The organism is Mucilaginibacter sp. P5_A4, from assembly GCF_056400605.1.
The window spans coordinates 89844-110409 of sequence record NZ_JBFUKX010000010.1 but is presented as its reverse complement, the minus strand read 5'-3'; the positions used below and the strand labels follow the sequence as shown (position 1 = coordinate 110409).

The 20566-nt window shown below is 41.1% G+C and carries 10 protein-coding genes; 7 read left to right on the top strand and 3 right to left on the bottom strand.

The features are described from left to right. Window positions 1–136: 136 nt before the first annotated feature. Window positions 137–871 (bottom strand): GntR family transcriptional regulator, encoded by a 735-nt coding sequence (locus tag AC1DQW_RS08880; RefSeq protein ID WP_477416674.1) that lies wholly within the window; start codon window positions 869–871, stop codon window positions 137–139. A gap of 263 nt (window positions 872–1134) precedes the next feature. On the opposite strand from AC1DQW_RS08880, the gene AC1DQW_RS08875 reads away from it, so the two are divergent. Beyond that, window positions 1135–2439: a glucosidase family protein gene (locus AC1DQW_RS08875; RefSeq protein ID WP_477453759.1), complete on the top strand. Its 1305-nt coding sequence runs from the start codon at window positions 1135–1137 to the stop codon at window positions 2437–2439. Window positions 2440–2568: 129 nt separating this feature from the next. Here AC1DQW_RS08875 and AC1DQW_RS08870 read toward each other — a convergent pair whose 3' ends face one another. Next, on the bottom strand, window positions 2569–3192 hold the full coding sequence (locus AC1DQW_RS08870; RefSeq protein WP_477453758.1) for a porin family protein: 624 nt from the start codon (window positions 3190–3192) through the stop codon (window positions 2569–2571). A 635-nt stretch (window positions 3193–3827) separates the two neighbouring features. Beyond that, window positions 3828–4850: a sensor histidine kinase gene (locus AC1DQW_RS08865; protein ID WP_477453757.1), complete on the bottom strand. Its 1023-nt coding sequence runs from the start codon at window positions 4848–4850 to the stop codon at window positions 3828–3830. Window positions 4851–5506: 656 nt separating this feature from the next. Between AC1DQW_RS08865 and AC1DQW_RS08860 the strand changes: the two genes are divergently transcribed. The 6 genes from AC1DQW_RS08860 (at window position 5507) to AC1DQW_RS08835 (ending at window position 20373) form a co-directional block, all read left to right on the top strand. Then, a complete protein-coding gene (locus AC1DQW_RS08860; RefSeq protein ID WP_477453756.1) occupies window positions 5507–5953 on the top strand; it encodes a DUF2141 domain-containing protein in 447 nt (148 codons plus the stop codon). An 81-nt stretch (window positions 5954–6034) separates the two neighbouring features. Beyond that, on the top strand, window positions 6035–6721 hold the full coding sequence (locus AC1DQW_RS08855; RefSeq protein WP_477453755.1) for a DUF4397 domain-containing protein: 687 nt from the start codon (window positions 6035–6037) through the stop codon (window positions 6719–6721). A 321-nt stretch (window positions 6722–7042) separates the two neighbouring features. Then, complete coding sequence (locus AC1DQW_RS08850) at window positions 7043–11200, top strand: two-component regulator propeller domain-containing protein (protein ID WP_477453754.1); 4158 nt, start codon at window positions 7043–7045, stop codon at window positions 11198–11200. A gap of 491 nt (window positions 11201–11691) precedes the next feature. Beyond that, window positions 11692–14913 carry a SusC/RagA family TonB-linked outer membrane protein gene (locus AC1DQW_RS08845; protein ID WP_477453753.1) on the top strand — a complete coding sequence of 1074 codons (3222 nt, stop codon included), beginning with the start codon at window positions 11692–11694 and terminating at the stop codon, window positions 14911–14913. A gap of 23 nt (window positions 14914–14936) precedes the next feature. Next, window positions 14937–16697: a RagB/SusD family nutrient uptake outer membrane protein gene (locus tag AC1DQW_RS08840; RefSeq protein WP_477453752.1), complete on the top strand. Its 1761-nt coding sequence runs from the start codon at window positions 14937–14939 to the stop codon at window positions 16695–16697. A gap of 106 nt (window positions 16698–16803) precedes the next feature. After that, window positions 16804–20373 carry a VCBS repeat-containing protein gene (locus AC1DQW_RS08835; protein ID WP_477453751.1) on the top strand — a complete coding sequence of 1190 codons (3570 nt, stop codon included), beginning with the start codon at window positions 16804–16806 and terminating at the stop codon, window positions 20371–20373. The last annotated feature ends 193 nt before the right edge of the window (window positions 20374–20566 follow it).

Below are 20566 nucleotides of genomic sequence, written 5' to 3'. Positions count from 1 at the left end.
TGGCTTTTAGGTATTTATACTTCGATTGTTTTTCAATAATACATGGCCGCTTAAAGGTAAAAAAAATACTATTGATCTAATAGACGTCGTTATATTAATACCCAGTTAAACCTCATATGAGATTTTACCGATATAATCAACTGTTGCGCCTGCTTTCAACTGTATATATAAAGCTTTCGGCTTTATAATAGCCCAGGTTATATTCCATTGGCCGGTCTCCCTGGTCAAAAACAAAACGTTTTCTGAAAAGTACCGGGCTACCTGGATCAATCTCCAGCTTGCCGGCAATAAGTTTGTCAGCTGCTTTTGCGCTAATCTCCTCTTTTGACAAGTTGGCTACTACCGAGTGGTCAAGTTCAAGCATTTCGTATAATGGCTTTTTAAAGTCCTCGTCGCCGGTTAGACCTATCCTTGGATGAAAATAAGACACAAAATAAACAAATGCTTCCTCGGCATTGCCCCTGAGCCGCTCAAGTTTCATGATCTTCTTCTCTGTTTTTATATCAAAAAAATTGGCGATGAACTCATCCGGATATACCCAGCTAACGTGCAGCTCGTAATTTTTAACCGGAATGCCACGCGCCTGCATTTCTTGTGTGAAACTTAGCCAATTCATTGATTTTGAGCTCATTTTTGGGGGAGCCACCTTTGTTCCCAATCTTTTTTTCCTGATCAGCAACTCTTCATAAACCAATTTATTAATTGCTTGGCGAAGGGTGGTCCTTGAAATAGCCAGTATTTTTGCCAGATCCACTTCGTTTGGTAATAGTTTTCCAGACTTATATTCGGGGTCCTTAATGAGTTCCCTTAATAAATTTTCGGCCTGTATATGAAGTGGGATGGCGCTTTTATGGTCAATAGCAAGTTTCATATCTCGGTATTTCTTTAAATTTTACAAGCAATATGTATTGCAAATTAAATGATTAATGGACGAACATAATAATGGTTATATCTATATATATCGATAATTATCAAATAATTATTGAGCTTGTTCTTTTAAATGCATTCTAACTTAAAGTTAGGGTGATTTTTGGTAAAAAATATAGTAGGAGTTTGGAATATATTTTATGTTTGTACATATAAACAAGTGTTGATTCCCGGCTAATCTTATTGATGCCTTAAATCCATTCCTGCATGAAACTACTTTTGCCCGTTTTAATTTCTTTGTCTTTTTTTATCAATTCAAATGCTAACGCGCAAGTACTCCAAAAATCAGAATTAGCGAAAGCTATCCTTTCTGACAACAGATTGGATACCATCCAGGCAAGGGCTTTAAAATTACTTTCGGGTTTTTCTGCAGGCACATCCTATAATGAAGTATGGATCCGTGATTTTAATACCTTTATTAAAGGTTCACTTATAGTGCACCCTAAAGAAGAAGTGAAAACCAATCTTCTGATGTTTTTTAAAATGCAGGGCGGGGACGGCAATATAGTTGATGGGGTAGTGGATAGTGCGAAAGCACATGTTGGTTATAATTACCGTTATTCGCCGTTGTTGCGTGGATGGGCTGCTCATAAAAATACTGTTGAAACCGACCAGGAATCGTCTTTGGTTCAGGCGGTAAAAAAATATATTGATGTAACGGGCGACACGTCCATTCTTAACGAAGTTATTGGTGGTAAAACAGTACTTCAGCGTATGGAAGATGCCTTTAGTTATATACAAAAGGACAGGTGGTCGGTTAAATATGGCCTTGTAACGGGTGCTACCACGATAGACTGGGGGGATGTGCAAACAGAAACCGGTTGGGGTGTTGCCATTAACGATAAAACCAAATGGGCAATTGATATTTATGATAATGCCATGTATGTAAAGGCTATTCACGATTTCCTGGCCATGAAACCTAAAAATTACAAAACACAAAGGGATTGGGCCTCAGTGGCATCAGGTATCACCAAAAACGTACGTAAATACCTGTGGGATACTACAGCTCAAAAGTATATACCACACATCTACCTAAATGGCAGCCCTTTTTCGCCTGATTTTAACGAAAAAGAGCTATTGTACACAGGTGGTTCTGTATGCGCCATTTTAGCTGGCTTTAATACACCTGCCGAGGTTAAAGAAATAAACAGGCAAATGGTAGCGTGTGCTGCTAAAGAAAAGTATGCCACTGTTGGTATCACGGTTTACCCGCCATACCCGGCCAAACAGTACCCCAACATGAAGCCGTATAATTACCAAAATGGGGGCGACTGGACCTGGTTTGGCGCACGTATGATAGGCGTTTTGATTGATTACGGCTATGTTGAGGATGCGTACACAGAATTGTTGCCAATGATTGACAGGGCACTGGCTAACAAAGGTTTTTTTGAATGGTATAATGTGCAAACCGGTGCTCCAAAAGGATCAGGTGATTTCAGGGGTGAGGCTGGCGTTTTGTATGATGCCATTACTGTTTTAAAGCAGTGGGCTATTAAAAATAATAGCCGGTAAGTAAGCCTCTGTTAAAAATAAGTAGCAACTCAGTCAAATAAATTCCTGAAAACAATACGTACAAAAAATCCCGGCGCAATTTGCAACCGGGATCATAGTCATCAGGGGTAAATGATCTTAATTATTGATCTAAAAAACGTAAAATATACTTGCTTGTATGCTATTATTCTTAAAATCGCCCAGGATAGCAGATGGGGTTTCAGACACCTTTTGGATGCCGTAATAGTATCTTGCGTCTATGCCTAAACCCATTTTAGATTGGTAACCAAGACCGCCGACAGCGCCAAAATCAACTTTTTTAGCAAATTTGGTGTCAGTTAAGCCTCCAATGTCTTCCTTTACTTTAAAACCTGCCTGCGGACCAGCTACAACATAAAAGCCAGAATTAGTGCGGTATTTGAACAGGATTGGAACCGAGGCATAAGAAAGTTTGATATCCTGGGTACCCAGGATGCCGGCTTTTACTTTAGCACCTTGCAATGAATAAAGGAATTCTTCCTGTACCATAAAATTGTCGGTAAATTTGTAGGCTACGGTAAGGCCGGCGTTAAAGCCAGGTAGTGGATCCGTTGAAAAATTGGCATTGGTAAAATTACTGTAGTTACCACCCGCTTTGATTCCGAATTCAAGACGGCTCCCGATCTTTTTAAGGAATCCTTTCTCTTCGGGAGCCGGTGTTGTTTGAGTTGGAGTTGTTTGACTGAAGGCCTTCGCGGATGTAAGAATAAGAACAGCTAAGATTAACTTTTTCATAAATTTCTTTTTTTATTAGTGATTTTTTTGTTTGCAGCCCGGGGCTGATCGTGTTATTTGATTCAAAGATGCGGTGCCGTTGCTTACCTTAACAGAGAAAGATAACCGAAGCGGGCAAAGTTGCGCCGGAAGCGGAATACAGGCGGTTAAAGAAAAAGACCAATGTCATTTTATAGAATATCCGGCGGCTTTGAAAGGGAATGACGCTTTAAAAGGTTTGTCATCCTGAACGCAGTGAAGGATCTATTCGCAGACTGTACAGGGCGAAGAAGCATGGCGAATAATAGATGCTTCAAACGTTCAGCATAACAAAAGGATTTTTTTGCAAAGACGTCATGGGTAGTTATAAAAATTCTGGACTCTGAAGGGGTAATAACGTTTTAAAAGGTTGCCATCCTGAACGGAGTGAAGGATCTATTTGCAGACTGTACAGGGCGAAGAAGCATAACGTATAATAGATCCTTCACTACGTTCAGGATGACAAATCCCTTTTTTTGCAAAAACGCCACGGGCAGGTGCGAAGCGTGAGAGGAGGATCTGAACTGGGTAATATCTGCAGGCTCGCCCATCAAATTCCTGATGTTAAGCCCGAGGTCGTCGACAACTAATATTTCATCCCCAAATAATTACTATGATTACTTTTTTAATAATTTAATACTTACCGAAAATGAGTTTTGATCTTCTTTGATGATGATATCATCGCCAGACCAGAGACGGTATCTTTCTGCAAGGTTCGCCAGGCCATACTGAGTAGATGTTACTTTAACTTTTTTGCATTGAATATTATTGCTGATAACAAGCCATTCATCTTTTTGGGTGATGCTGACTTTCAACGGATCTTCCTGTGTGAAATTATTGTGCTTAATGGCGTTCTCCAATAATGGCTGTAGCGAAAAAGAAGGCAGAAAATAGCTTTTTAAAGCGTTGTCTGTTAATGATACCGTACAGTCCATCGCCCTGCCAAACCGGATGCGCTGCATGGCGAGGTAATCGTATAACAGTTTTACTTCATCTTCCAGGCTGGATATATTGGATGACTGATGAAAGATGGAGGCCCTTAAAAAATTGGCCATATGTACTATATAAGTATCGGCGGTTTGAGTGTCTTTATGGTAAAGTGCCTTTAGGGTATTCAAAGCGTTGAAAAGGAAATGCGGCTGGATCTGCTGCTTTAAAACAAGGTTCATTGCTTCTGCATTGGCCGCTTTTAACTTGGAAAGCTCCAGTTCGCTTTCCAATTTGTGTTCGTATAATAACACGGAATCGTGTATCAGCGTAATAAGCGTATTGATGACGATACCTGATCCAACAAATGCGAAGAATGAACCGGGCTCCCAAAATGACCATACTTTACCCGACACGTAAGAAAAACAAGGCCTTAACAGGAGGTAAATCAGGATACTGGCAGGGTAGGTTAACAGGCGGCGATAAATTGAAAATTTTTTCGACCTGATCGAAAAAAATTTCGCCAACACCATCATCAAACAGATATCAGCATATCCCACCAGCAAGATACCCGACATGGTAAGTATCGTGAACGGTATTATATGACTTGGCGTACCACTGTTATAAACAACCACATAGAAGATAAAACCGATAATTATCGATTGTAGCCAGGTGAGATGGTTTAAACGTTTTAAAGGTAACTTTTCTTCCATATTAACAAATATAATCAATCGATAGTGGGTTGTTTTGGGATTGTTAACCGAACCGGGCAAAAGCAAACCCGAAACGTTTAAAACCGGAATTGAAATGATATCAAACGGTTACAAACAGCAAACGTAATAAAGGCTGCTTCATTCGTGCTACCGTTAGGGAAATCGCTTTAAAATTCAATTAAGACCGTTCACTATAGCGATGGGTTTGAAACCTTGAGTGTTCGAAAGAAATAAAAAAGCGGGGGGATGTGCGATTCCTTCCTCGGGGAAGGAGGAGGAAGGGGTTAGATCAGGTACACAACAACGCTTTGCATACCCAAGTCGCTTGTAGAAACCCCTCCCTGCCACTCCACATCCCAACACACCCTTCCCGTTGGGCTACTGTGCACACATCTTTTTAATAAAAGGAAATTGTCATTTCTCCTCACCCTGGCGCTTAATTCCCACCCTGGTTCGTTCGTATGACAATCGTTTTTAAGTATCTATAGAATCTAAAAGATGTGTACACTTATCTGTGGCCTGCATGGCGGTTTTTTCAAACCGGCTATAATAACATTCGGGCGTTATTATGCCCGTTTCACTCAGTTTTTGATTTAAGACCCTGCTGAATGCCCATACCTTCAATTCAAAATAAGGTCAAATTTAATTTTACAACTATGAAAAAAACAATTGTATTCGGTATTAATCTGTTGGTCGGCCTGCTCTTTATTTTCTTCGCTTCCTATATACAGGCACAGCACGAAACTGAGGTTAAGGTAACCGGGATCAGATCTCCTAAGGGGAAAATTATCCTAAACGTATTTAAAGACAATGCGAGCTATGATGATGAAAAACCTTGCAAGAAATTCGTGTTCGACAAAAAAGCAATTGCTAACGGGACTGTAACCCTGAAGTGTGAGCTTGGGCCGGGCATCTATGGATTCACCATGGTGGATGATGAAAACGAAAACGGTAAGATCGACAAAAATATCATCAGGATGCCAAAAGAAGGATTCGGGTTTTCCAACTTCTTTATGGAAAAGATGAAAAAGCCAACTTTCGACGATTTCAAAGTCGATTTAAAGTCCCGGCAAAAAATTGAAATAAAGGTAAAGTATATGTAAGTAATGCTTCCCTGCCATGCAGAAGCCAGCCCTTACATTCTTAAAAACACATTCTAAAATTAACATAAAAAAGAAACTATTATGAAAACTTCAATAATTTATAGAAAGCTATTCGCCGGCCTGTTCCTGATGGTAGCAGCCATATCTTTTTCATCATGCAAAAAAAACACTATTGATCCTTCGGGACAATTCAATATCAAAGTAGTCAATGCCGCCTCAACTTCGGGTCCGCAAAGTTTTACCCTGGCAAATTCTGTGCTGGTGAACGGCGGACTGAGCTTTGGCGATGCCTCTGCTTACATTACCGCTGCATCCGGAAAAAATATGGTTATGGAGTTCAAAGACGAGGGAACAAGTCATGTTTACGCAACTGGGTCACTTTACACAACTAATGGTGTAAATTTTACAGTGTACATGGCCGGAAAAGGATCGACAGCGAGGGTCAAATCTTTTGAGGACGATCTCGCGACTCCGAATAATGGCAAGGTAAAGATCAAGTTTATCCATTTAAGCGATAATGCGCCTTCTGTTATCACTATAAAAAATTCCTCGGGGGATGACCTGGTGACTACAATGGCCAGAGATATTTCGAGCGGTTATAAGTATGTAGATCCCGGAACCCTYTCTGTACAATTTTATGGCACTGCATCCCGGAATAATATAGGAAACTTCGACGTGACGGATCTGCAGGCCGGTAAAATTTATACCCTTTACCTAACCGATTCGGCCAACGGCAGCCTCCTCCTGAACAAGATTCTTCACAATTAACGGAACCTGCAACTGGATTACAAAGCCGGGTCATTAAAATGATCCGGCTTTTTGCATTGATCGGTATAAACCACAGCATCCTCAGTTTTGCAGCAGATGGAAGCAGCAATAATTTATAAAAATAATAAAACGTCTGCCGCATCGACTACTTATCGTAAAAAGTGTATTGGTTAGCTCAAAATGCCATTTTTGGTCCATTTTGCCATTTCTTCATTTTATTATTAGTTAATCTTTTAAATTAGCTCCCATATATTTGTACTTTTATCCCTGTTATAAATCAACTTTTTAAGCTCTGCAATCGATTGCTGGTAAACGCCTTTCATGAACATTAAAGTTTATATATCCCTTATTTTACTTGTATTTACCGGGCAATGGCAATGGCTATATGCCCAAAACGAACCGTATAAGTTTTCGCATTTGGATTTAACAAATGGCTTGTCTGATAATCATATTAACTGTGTTTTTAAGGATGATAAAGGCTTTATGTGGTTTGGTACAAATTCGGGCCTTAACCGGTACGACGGACATACATTTAAAGTTTTTAAACACGATCCCCGCGACCAAAACTCTTTAACAGAAAGCTTTGTTTCGCGAATGAGCGAAGGCCCGGATAAGAAGTTATGGATATTTACGCATGGCGATATCAGTATTTATAATTCAACTACCGAAAATTTTTCTACAAGCGTAGCCGATGAGTTGAAACGCTACAAAATAATAACCGACCAGCTAACATCAATAAAAAAGGATAAGGACGGAAATTTTTGGTTTATTACCAGGGGTAAAGGCTTGTATCGCTATAACCCGGTAACAGGCTTAACCAATTTTTATTGCACATCGTCTTATTCAAAAACAATATTGCATGCAAACGATGTAACAGATGTGGCGGTTACAAAAAAAAATGCAGTATGGCTTATTTATGGCGATGGTATTATTGAAGAGCTGGATACCAGGTTAAATAAAATAACCAGCCTGTTTAATGGCGTAGCAAAAGCCAATTCCCGGTTCGAGTCGTATACTATCAGCGTTGATAACAAAAACAATTTATGGATCTACTCGGCGGCCGGGCCATTTGGGGCTTTTTGTTTTAACACGCAAAACAAATCGTTAGTACATTTTAACAAGGATACGCCTGTAGGCAGGCTTAACTCCAATATCATCAATTCTATTATACAGGCTGATGATGGTAAGATTTGGATAGGCACCGATCATGGCGGAATTAATGTGCTCGATCCGTTGACCAATAAAGTTACCTACCTGGTGAATAAAGAGGGCGACCCTCAATCCATCAGTGGTAACAGCATTGTTTTATATAAAGATGATAAAGGTATTATTTGGGCGGGTACCTTTAAACAGGGTATCAATTATTACCACAAGGCAATTCTCCAGTTCCAGGTTTACAGGCATTTATCAACCGATGCAAATAGCTTACCTTATGAAGATATTAACGCCTTTGCAGAAGACCGGGATGGAAGTATCTGGATAGGTACAAACGGCGGTGGTTTAATTAATTTTAACAGGCAAACCAAAGTTTATAAGCAGTATAAACACAATGCCGCCAATCCTAACAGTTTATCCAACGATATCATTATTAGTTTATACATCGATCACGAGCATAAATTATGGATAGGTACTTACTTTGGCGGCTTAGAGCTTTTTGATGGTAATAAGTTTATACACTACCGGCATAACGACAAAGTGCCGTCATCTATTTCCGATGACCGGGTTTATACCATAACGGAGGATGCGCAGCTAAATTTATGGGTGGGCACATTTATGGGCGGGCTTAATGTACTTGATCGTAAAACCAACGGCTTTAGTCATCCGGATTATATAATGGTATCTGATTATACCGCTATTTTATATAAAGACAGGCTGGGAAATATATGGATAGGCAGAGACAAAGGCGTGGATGTAATTGATCGAAAAACCAATAAGGTAAAACATTATTACTATCAGTCTAAAAAACCAAACAGCCTTGCCGGCAGCGATGTAAATATCATTATGCAGGATAGCCGTGGTTTGATGTGGATAGGTACAAAAAGCGGACTAAGCATTTTAAACCCTCAAACCGAGAAGTTTTTGGCATTGGGTGATGGATTAAGCCTGACTGCCAGCAATGTATCAAATATTTTAGAGGACAAGCGGGGGCGGATGTGGGTAAGTACAACCAGCGGGCTTGCAAACATTAAACTTAACAGAGCAGGCGATAAATATACTTTCCAGGTCAATAACTATAACGAAGTAGATGGCTTGCAGGGCAGGGATTTTAATTTATACGCTGCTTTGCGACTTAAGGATGGCCATATGATATTTGGCGGTTCGCACGGGTTTAATTTATTTGATCCGGAGGGAGTAACAACGCTAAAGCCCGATCCGAAACTGGTGTTTACCGATTTTAGGTTATTTAATAAAAGTGTTGCAGCCGGCGATTCGGTAAAAGGAAGGGTTATTTTAGATACGTCGATAGCAGAAACAAAATCACTGGTATTAAATCATAACGAAAACGTATTTGATATTGAGTTTGCAGCCTGCGAATATTTTTACTCCAATAAAATAAAATACCAATATATGCTGGAGGGGTTTGATAAAGGCTGGATAACCTTCCCCGCAAACAGCCGTAGCGTAACGTATACTAACCTTGATGGCGGCGACTATGTTTTTAAAGTGAGAGCCCAGGGTACCAATAAGGAAATTTCACTCGATATTATTGTATTACCTCCTTTTTGGAAAACGCCCGTTGCTTATGCCATATGCGCATTGCTGGCAGTTGGTATAATACTGTATATAAGGCATCGTGGCATTATTAAACTGAAGCAGCAATTTGAGCTTAAGCACGCAGAAATAGAGGCGGAGCGGAAAATTGCCAATGAGCGCGAAGAGGCGCAACGTATGCACAAACTGGATATGATGAAGATCAAATTTTTTGTAAACATCAGCCACGAGTTCAGAACGCCTTTGTCCCTTATCTTATCGCCTATTGATGATTTGATCAGGATAACCGATAAGCCCGCCCAGCAGCATCACCTGACCATGATAAAGCGAAACGGCAGGCGCCTGCTTAACCTGGTTAACCAGTTGGTTGATTTCAGGAAGATGGAGTATCACGAACTGAAGCTGTGCTTAACCGGTGGCGACATTATCCATTTTATTAAGGAGGTTTCCGCATCTTTTACTGATGTTGCCCATCAAAAACGCATTCAGTACCTTTTTGAAAGTGAGATAGATGGTTTCATTACCAAATTTGATCATGATAAAATAGAACGGATCTTATTCAACCTTTTATCCAACGCCTTTAAATTTACGCCGCCGGGCGGCAGCATCAGTGTGATATTAAACCTGCCGGAAACAGAAACACTCCCGGGCGACCAAAAAATGCTGGAAATAAGGGTGATTGATACTGGAATAGGTATCACCCGGGAAAACCAGGAAATGATATTTGCGCGTTTTTTCCAGGATGACATCCCCGAAAGCCTCCTGAACCAGGGTAGTGGCATAGGTTTGTCTATCACCAAAGAGTTTGTAAAATTGCATGGCGGCAGCATTAAGTTAGAAAGCGAGCCCGGCTATGGCAGTTGCTTTATTATAAGTTTGCCTGTTGAGGGTAAAATCGAGAAACCTGCGGCCTCGCCGGCAGTGCGCGAAAAAGCGGCAAATTATGTATTGAAAAATACAGATGGTATCCAGGGAACAAACAAAAAGCCAACCATTTTATTGGTTGAAGACGATGACGACCTGCGGTTTTACCTGAAAGAGAACCTGAAAAATAATTTTCATATTGTTGAGGCTATAAATGGCAAAGAGGGTTGGCAAAAGGCGCTTGCCCTGCACCCAAAATTGATAGTGAGCGATATAGCCATGCCCGAAATGAACGGCCTTGAGTTGGCAAAAAAAATAAAAGGAGATTCCCGTACGGCCCAGATCCCCATAATATTGTTAACCGCCATAACCGGTGAACAGGAGCAACTGGCCGGCCTGGAATGCGGCGCCAACGATTATATTATTAAGCCTTTTAATTTCGAGATACTGCTATCCAAGATTCATAACCTGCTGCTGATGCAGCAAACGTTTAAAGAAACCTATCAAAAACAAGTCGAAATACAATCGCAGGATGTGGCGGTGGTATCTGAAGATGAAAAGTTTCTGAAAAACGCTTTAGATTTTATCGAACAAAACATCACACAACCCAATTTTTCGGTAGAAGAGTTAAGCCGTCACCTGGCGCTCAGCAGGGTTTCGTTGTACAGGAAATTGCTCGCCCTTACCGGTAAAACCCCGGTTGATTGCATTCGCACCATCCGTTTAAAAAGGGCGGTTCAGTTGTTGGAGAAAAGCAAACTAAGCATTGCCAATGTTGCCTACGAGGTAGGTTTTAACAATGCGGCCTACTTTGCCAAGGTATTCCGCGAAGAATATGGTATGCTCCCTTCAGAATATATTATTGAATTGCGTAATAAAGAGCAGGAGGATATTCCGGCATAAATTCGTTGGCAAAAATCTTTGAGAAATTTCCGGTCTTAATAAAATAGCCGCTATAAGCCTGTCAATGCATTATAGCAGCCGAAAATTCTGGATGCTTTTCTACCCTTTAACGTTTTAACAGTTGATAAGCCAGCCCATTGGTTCCTCGCCTTGCTGCAGCTAAACAGGCAGCCTGTTCCTTGTATTTTACAAATGTAACGCAATGGTTTAAGGATAAAAACCGGGCCATTTTATACCCCATAAAACAGGGCAATAGCATACTATATATGATGCATTTTTAACCTTTATTACTCCGTGTTGCTTGTAAATAATTGTCAATTAGGTATTTAATACTGCGTAACATTTGTTGTATCAATTTTAACATATGTGTTACAATCGATTGCGCCTGTTGCATAGATTTGGTATCAAGGTTCAGTAATTTTTTTCGCTTGATAAAAAATATTGAAACGCTTTGATCACAAACCAATTTTCAAATTCTAATAAAATAATGTATGAGAGGAAAACTACACATCAAAAAATTTGTGGCTTTAATCTGGATCAACTTAGCGCTATTGCTGGTAAGTATGTCTGGGTATGCCCAAAGTAAAATTACCGGTAAGGTAACCGGCTCCGACGACGGGCTGCCAATACCGGGTGTTACCGTAAAGGTAAAAGGCGGCGGTGCGTTAACAAGCACCAATACCGAAGGCGCTTATTCAATTACCGCAGGCAGTAACGCCACACTGATATTTAGCTTCATTGGCTATACAAGCCAGGAAGTGGCAGTTGGTGGCAACGCAACAATAAACATAAAATTATCTCCGGAAAATAAGGCTCTTAACGAGGTGGTAGTTGTGGGTTATGGTACTTCAAAACGTAAAGACCTTACCGGCTCGGTAAGTTCTGTTTCGGCAGAAACCATCGCTAAAGCGCCCGTTGTTTCGGTTGATCAGGCACTGCAAGGCCGTGCAGCAGGTGTGCAGGTAACTAACAATGATGCCAGCCCCGGCGGTAATATAACCGTATTGATAAGAGGTACAGGTAGCTTGGCAAGCGGCGGTAACAGTCCATTATATGTAGTTGATGGTTATCCGTTAAACGGCGGTATAGGTAGCATAAATCCAAGTGATATCGCATCTATAGATGTATTAAAAGATGCATCGGCCACAGCGATTTACGGTGTAAGGGCTGCTAACGGTGTTGTAATTGTAACCACAAAAAAAGGTAAAAAAGACGGCGTACAACTTACGGTAGATGCCTATAGCGCTTTTCAAAGCAGACCTCAGGAGTATAAACTTTTGAATGCACAACAGTTTGCAACATTGGCAAAACAACAGGAAACTGACGACCCGGATAAGCAATTTACAGTATTGCCTGCCTGGAATAATCCATCCGCATTAACCAATGCCGACTGGCAAAAAGCAATATATCGTACGGGTTTAACACAAAACTACAGTATAGCTATTCGCGGTGGTAGCGACAAGGTTCAATCGGCAACTTCTATAGGTTATTTTGGTCAAAAAGGTATAGTACTGGGTTCATACTTTAAAAGACTTACATTAAGTAATAATTTAGATTATCAACCTCTTAAATGGCTACGGTCATCAACCAGTTCAAAATACAGCTTCCAGGATTCAAAAACTCCATTTGGTACCGGAAGTAATGGGTTAGGAAACATCAATCAATTACCACCAACCCTTGATGGTGGCAACAAAGTTACCAACAAGATAAGCGACGGGAATGGTAATTATGGTTTTTTCAATCCAATTTACAGTTATGTAGCTAAATATGGCAATCCTATTTATAGCATTAACAAAAATGAGTATAAAAATAGAACAAATTACTTTTTGGTTAATTCGTCATTAGAAGCTACACTTTTCGACGGGCTTAAAATCAAAACATTGGCAGGTATTAATTATACCGGTTATTCAGGCTCTTTTTTTCAGCCATCTGATACGCGTATAATTGATCAGTACGGCGCTGCCGCCGGTGCAACCGGCAATGCTTTATATAGTCAAAGTATTAACAGTACCTTCGATTGGCTTTGGGAAAATACGTTGTCGTACGATAAAACTTTTGGCAAGCATAATATCAGCTTTGTTGGCGGTGTGTCTGAACAGGAAACAACCTGGAACGGTATGGCTGGTAGTGTTATCCCGTACAACAATGTTACCAAAGATTTAAACCAGGGAACAAACTTATTACTGCAGGCAAATAACCCGTCGGGTTCAAATACAGGTAACGGTCAAAACATTGTTTCTTTTGCATCGCAATTTGCAAGGTTAAGCTATAAATTTGCCGATAGATACATCATTACAGGTACCGTAAGGCGCGACGGATCATCTAAATTTGCACCAGGCCATCAGTATGGTGTGTTTCCATCAGGAGCAGTCGCTTGGAAAGCCAAAGAGGAATCTTTTTTAAAAGGAGTAGACTGGCTTTATGACCTGAAATTTAGAGGAAGCTATGGTAAAGTAGGTAACCAGAGCGCTATTAATCCATTCCAGTACCAGGCCTTATATTCATCGGGCGCGCCGGCGGCAAGCAGCGGTAACCTGGGTTATCCGTTTGGTAAAACCGGGGGCAGCAACGGTACTTACTATGCCGGCATTGCATCAGTGCAGCCATCAAATGAAAACTTGAAATGGGAAACCGACTATCAAACAGATATTGGTGGAGACATATCTTTTTTACACGGTGAACTTACTGTTACAGTTGATTGGTTTAACAGAAAATCTCAGGATTTCTTACTAAGCCTTGCGGCACCTGCTCAAACCGGTTATAATTCATTAACTCAAAATGTGGGTACTATGAGTAATAAGGGCTGGGAGTTTGCTGCAAACTATAACCATAGTGTAAGCGGTTTTCATTACGGTTTAGGCTTAACAGTTTCTGTAATTAAAAATAAACTTACAGGTATTACATCTGGAACTACATTTGTTACCAATTTTGGCGGCTTGGGTTTAACCGGGCCAGGTTGGTCTACGTTTACCAAAACCAACATAGGTCAGCCTGTGGGCGAGTTTTATGGTTACAAAACAATTGGTATTTTCACTCAAGCGCAAATAACTGCGGCAAATGCAGCGGCTGTTGCAAAGGGAAATACCTTTTATCAGCAGGCTAAAACAGGCGCGGGCGATCGTTATTACGCAGATGTTAATGGCGACGGGCATGTGACGCCGGATGACCAGGTAAGCCTGGGCAGCCCGCAGCCTAAATTCTTTGGCGGGTTTACGTTAGACGCTTCTTATAAATCATGGGATTTTAACGCTTATTTCTATGGCGTGTATGGCAATAAAATTTTAAACTACCAGGAGAGCAATTTGGAAAGCTTTTCAAACCGCGGCTTTGTTGGTATTGAAAACATAAGCCAGCAATACTATCAAAATGCCTGGACATCAGCTAATCAATCAAACAGGTATGCCAGAATTCATTATAATGACGGGCCTTACGGTAACGTATTACCTTCAAGTACCTGGGTTGAAAATGGTAGTTTCTTAAAACTGAAAAATCTTACCGTAGGTTATACTTTGCCTTCTTCGTTAACAAAAACTATATCGTTATCAAAAGTAAGGTTTTACGTTTCTTCTCAAAACTTGTTCACTATCACCAAGTATACGGGGCTTGATCCGGAAATTGGTGTACAAGGTGGTAACGCCACCCAAAATGGTGTAGATGCCGGTACTTATCCATCATCAAGGTTTTATACCATCGGCTTAAACGTAACATTTTAATAAGGAAGATAAAATATTTAGATATGAAACTGAATAAGAAAAATATAGTAATCATTACTATGTTCTCTGCAATGCTAATCCCGATTAGCTGCAGAAAGAACTTTTTAAATCAAACCAATACGTTCTCGTCTACAAAAGACGCGTCTTTTCAAAAATCGTCGGATGTTGTTGCATTGGTAAACAGCATTTATGACGGTTATCAGAATAGCGACTTGTTAAAAAAATCGATTTGGTATTATGCCAACTTCCAAACACATGACTGGTATAACGATGGTGCGGATATAGCATGGAACTATTATGCTATTGGTCCGGATTTTGGAGCTTTGTCTACCTTTTGGAACAACGCTTACGTTGACATTATCAGGGCTAACTCTGCATTGGAGATCATCGCAGAAGCAAAAACAAAAGGTGTAGTAACTGAAGCGTTAGGCAATAGGTTATTAGGTGAAGCTTACTTTTTACGTGGAATGAGCTATTATTACCTTGCAGGAACTTTTGGTGGTGTACCGTTGGAGTTGAAAGCATCAACGAATGGCTTAACACCACGTAATACACAGGATGAGGTGTTTAAGCAGGTAGTAGCCGATATGAAACAGGCGGAAACCCTTTTGCTTTCAAAAACAACGCTTGACCCTAAGGATCTGGGGCGCGCTACAAAAGGCTCCGCCTATGCTTACGAAGGTTCTGCTCAAATGTGGCTTAAAGATTATGCAGCTGCATTAGCCGCTTTTAATAATACCGAGCTTACGGCAAATTATCATTTATTGCCAAAATTTGTTGATGTACATGAGTTTGATCATCAGAATAATGACGAGTCGTTATTTGAGATCCAGTTTGATGTTCAAGGTTCACAAAGTTGGGATGGCGGCTGGCAAAATGGCGGTGAAGTTGCCTGGATAGATGACTTTAGCTGGCCTCATGAAATAAGCGGCTTTGGATATGACTATGGTAACCCAGGTTTGTGGTATTCATATCAGGACGGTGATTTGCGCAAAGGAGTAACTATTATAGGCCCTGGCGATGAGATTAAAAGCCCGGGTATAATTGCCAAATGGGGTGGTATTAAAGGCTATGCTGTAGTACAAGCTGGGTTTGCAAACGGTGTTAAAGATAATGCTACACAACAATATCCATCTTACGCCGGCGATGACGGCAAAATTATCAATACCTGCGGCGCGTTAAGGCAGCCGTGGTATGGCGATGACCTTACACGTTCGGGATATTATTGTGCAAAAAAATGGCGCGATCCAAACCTTACAGGTGCTAACGGCTCATCGACTATTTTCGGCGCTCAAAACCAGATTTTGATGCGGTATGCAGAAGTATTGTTAAGCAGAGCCGAATGTAAAATTCGCACCGGCGATGTTAACGGAGGCTTAGCTGATATTAAAGTGGTTAGAGACAGAGCTTTTGGCGGATCGGCCCCGGCAGTTATGAAAGATGGGCTTACTTTTGATGGCAAACCTACTACAGCAATAACAGATCCGATGCAGATGGTTTTAAGCGAGTACAGGCATGAACTAACCGGTGAATATTCGTTATTTTATCTATTGCGCAGAGCTGGCAAAAGTACCACAGGTAAAACTTATGCACAGGATTTTATCCATACTAATTATGGCACAGATGCTACTATAACCCCTCAGCCATATCCATATGGGCCAACTGCCGATGGAAAGCTGCATGGTGTTTGGCGCACTGCTTTACCAGACGGACGTGATATATTACCCATCCCGCAACAGGCAAGGGGGCTTAATCCAAACCTTACCCAAAATCCGGGCTATTAATTAAAATTATTTATTTACGTTAATACAAATGCTGTATCAAAAAAAGATACAGCATTTTTGCTGATTTATAAATTTTGGCAAGTTGTGTAATATACACTACAATTATATGAAGATATTATACAAAGCTTTGTTTGTTTGCTGTCTGTTAAGTGTATTTTCTTGCAAAAGGGAAACGCTCTTTCAACAAATTTCCTCATCTCACTCGGGTATTCATTTTAACAATGAAATAATCGAGAATGATACTATTAATCCGTTGGATCTAACCAACATTTACAATGGAGGAGGCGTAGGCGTTGGCGATTTTAATAACGACGGCTTACAGGATCTGTATTTTACGGGCAACCTGGTATCCAATCGCTTGTATCTTAATAAAGGCGATTTTAAATTCGAGGATATGACCAATGCTGCCGGTGTAAGCGGCATGGGCCGTTGGGGCCGCGGTGTTGCCGTTGTTGATATTAATAACGACGGATTAACTGATATTTACGTATGTAATACCATTTATCCCGATTCATCGCGCCGAAAAAATATTTTATACATAAACCAGGGGCTTGATAAGGATGGTATCCCTCATTTTAAAGATGAAGCCAAGGCGTATGGTTTGGAATTGACCAAACAATCAACCATGGCCAGCTTTTTTGATTACGATAACGATGGCGACCTGGATATGTATCTTACCGTTAATACCGCGTCATCGGCCTATTACCCCAACGTTTTTGGCAAGACTACCCGCGCCAGCAACAGCAGCACCGGGCAACTGTACCGTAATGACTGGGACGAAAACCTACATCATGCCGTATTTCATAATGTATCTGGGCAGGCAGGCATCAATTTAGATGGCTTTGGCCATGCCGCTACTACCGTTGATATTAACGGCGATGGCTGGAAAGATATTTATGTATCCGATGATTTTGTATCCAGTAATATTTTATATATCAACAACCATAACGGCACCTTTACCGATAGGTCAAAAGAATATTTTAAGCACACGTCTTACAACGCCATGGGGCAGGATATTGTGGATATTAATAACGATGGCCTGGCCGATGTGATAGAGCTGGATATGAACCCCGAGGATAATTATCGTAAAAAAATGATCCTCGGTGCCAACAGCTACCAAATCTTCCAGCTTTTTGATATGTTTAAAACGCAGTATCAATATGTGCGCAATACGTTACAGGTTAACCAGGGACCGCGTTTAGGCCAGAATGGGGTAGTAGGCAGCCCGGCATTCAGCGAGGTAGGGTTTATGAGCGGTATATCGCAAACAGACTGGAGCTGGACACCACTGGTAACCGATTTTAATAACGACGGTTTCCGCGACCTTATCGTTACCAACGGTTTTCCTAAGGACGTTTCTGACCGTGACTTTATGACCTACCGACAGCAGGCTTACGCAGCAGTCCCCAAGAAAACGGTGCTGGAACAAATTCCTCAAATTAAGATCCCCAACTATGCTTTTCAAAATAATGGCGATCTTACTTTTCGGGATGTAAGTAAAAGCTGGGGGCTGAGCACACCAACGTTTTCTAACGGGGCAGTTTACGTCGATCTGGATAATGATGGCACTATGGATATGGTCGTAAACAATATCAATGATGAAGCATCGGTATACCGCAATACATCACGGGACGATAAAAAGAAATCAGATAGCACCCATTACCTGCAAATCGGCTTTAAGGGAGATAAACAAAATATTAATGGTCTGGGTGCTTTGGTGGCAATATTTTATGATAAAGGCAAGCAACAGGTTTATGAAAACAACCCGTACCGGGGATATTTATCAACCGTACAGGGTATTGCCCATTTTGGCTTAGGTAGGGTGAGCAAGATTGATTCGGTAGTGATAAAATGGCCCCGGGGCAAAAAGCAGGTATTGCTTCATGCAAAGGCTGATCAAAAGATAATCGTAAACATTGCCGATGCTAAAGATAATTACTCGTCGATATTACCCGAAGTTTATACAAAATCGCTGTTTAAAGAAGTTACAGATTCCCTGGGAATAGGCTATGTGAGCAAGGATGCTAATTTTGTCGACTTTAACATTCAAAAACTTTTACCGCATAAACTATCAGAGTATTGCCCGGCTTTGGCGGTAGGCGATGTAGATAATAATGGGCTGGATGATATGGTTATAGGCGGCAACTCCAACTTTCCGGCCCAGGTGTTTTTGCAGCAACCCAACGGTAAATTTGTGCAGCGCGACCTGCTTAAGAACAGCATGCAAAATCAGGGAAAGTATAAAGACGCCGGCTTATTACTTTTTGATGCCAATGGCGATGGTAAACTGGATTTGTATGCAGCAAGTGGTGGCTATGAGGCAGCTGCTAATAGCCCCGAATACCAGGACAGGCTTTATTTAAATGATGGAAAGGGCAATTTTACATTGGCAACAGATGCGCTACCCACAAACTTTACCAGTAAACTGTGTGTAAGGGCCTGCGATTATAATAAGGATGGCAAGCTCGATCTGTTTATTTCAGGACGGGTTGAGCCATGGAAATATCCGCAACCCGTATCCAGCATTATTTTAAGGAACGATAGCCAACATGGCCACATTAAATTTACCGATGTTACTGCCCAGGCGGCTCCTGCATTAAAAAACGCCGGGCTGATTTGTGATGCGCTGTTTACCGATTTTGACAACGATGGCTGGCCAGATTTGATCATGGCCGGTGAATGGATGCCCATAACGTTCCTTAAAAATGATCATGGCAGATTTGTAAATACCACCGCAAAATCGGGCATAAGTGATAAACTGGGATGGTGGAATACCATAACCGGCGGCGATTTCAGGCATACCGGGCGTACCGATTATATTGTGGGCAACCTTGGCCAAAACAGCCTGTTACAAGCCAGCGACCAGTATCCGATATACATTACAGCTAAAAACTTTGATGGCAGTGGCTACAGCACTATCCCAACCGTTTTTTTTCCTGATGTTACCGGAGATAAAAAGGAGTTCCCGTTGCATGGGCGCGAAGATCAGTTAAAGCAAATGATCAGCCTTAAAAAGAAGTATACCAATTATAAATCATTTGCCACAGCTACCCTGCAGGATATGCTCACGCCCGAACAACTAAACGGGGCCTTAAGGCTCAAAGCCAACCTGTTAAAATCATGCTATTTACGTAACGATGGCAATGGTAAGTTCGCACTCATTCCCTTACCGGTTGAAGCCCAGGTGTCTGTATTAAATGGCATGGAGACCGGCGATTTTGATGGTGACGGAAACCTTGATGTGGTGATGAATGGCAATGACTACGGCGCTGATGCGTCTGTTGGCCGTTACGATGCCCTGAACGGTTTAATGTTAAAAGGTGATGGTAAAGGCGGTTTTAAACCACTTAGCATTTTGCAAAGTGGTATTTATATCCCTGGTAATGGAAAAGCATTGGTAAAGCTGCGTGATAAGACCGGCAACATGCTATTAGCTGCCAGCCAGAACAAGGATGCTTTGAAGTTATTTAAGCTAAATGCAAAGATTAAAACCATAGCCGCCGCCGAGTTGGATGCTTACGCCATGATCATTTATAACGACGGGCGAAAGACAAAACATGAATTTTATTATGGTAACTCGTTCCTGTCGCAATCTGCACGGTTTTTACAGGTTGATGATAGCATGAAAAGCATTGTTATATTTGATATTAAGGGAAACAAACGGGTGATAAAGTAACAATGAGCGTTGCAAGAATCGTTTTGCAGTCCATATGAAACCAATTATTATTGCGCCTGGCGATTTTCGCCGGTGTAATCAGATGATTGAAGTATACGTTTCTGTATCTTAATAATTTAATTAATATCTTTGTGGGGCCCTGAAATCAAGTTAATTAGTCCTTTACAAACCCTTCTCTTCGGGCATTTACTTA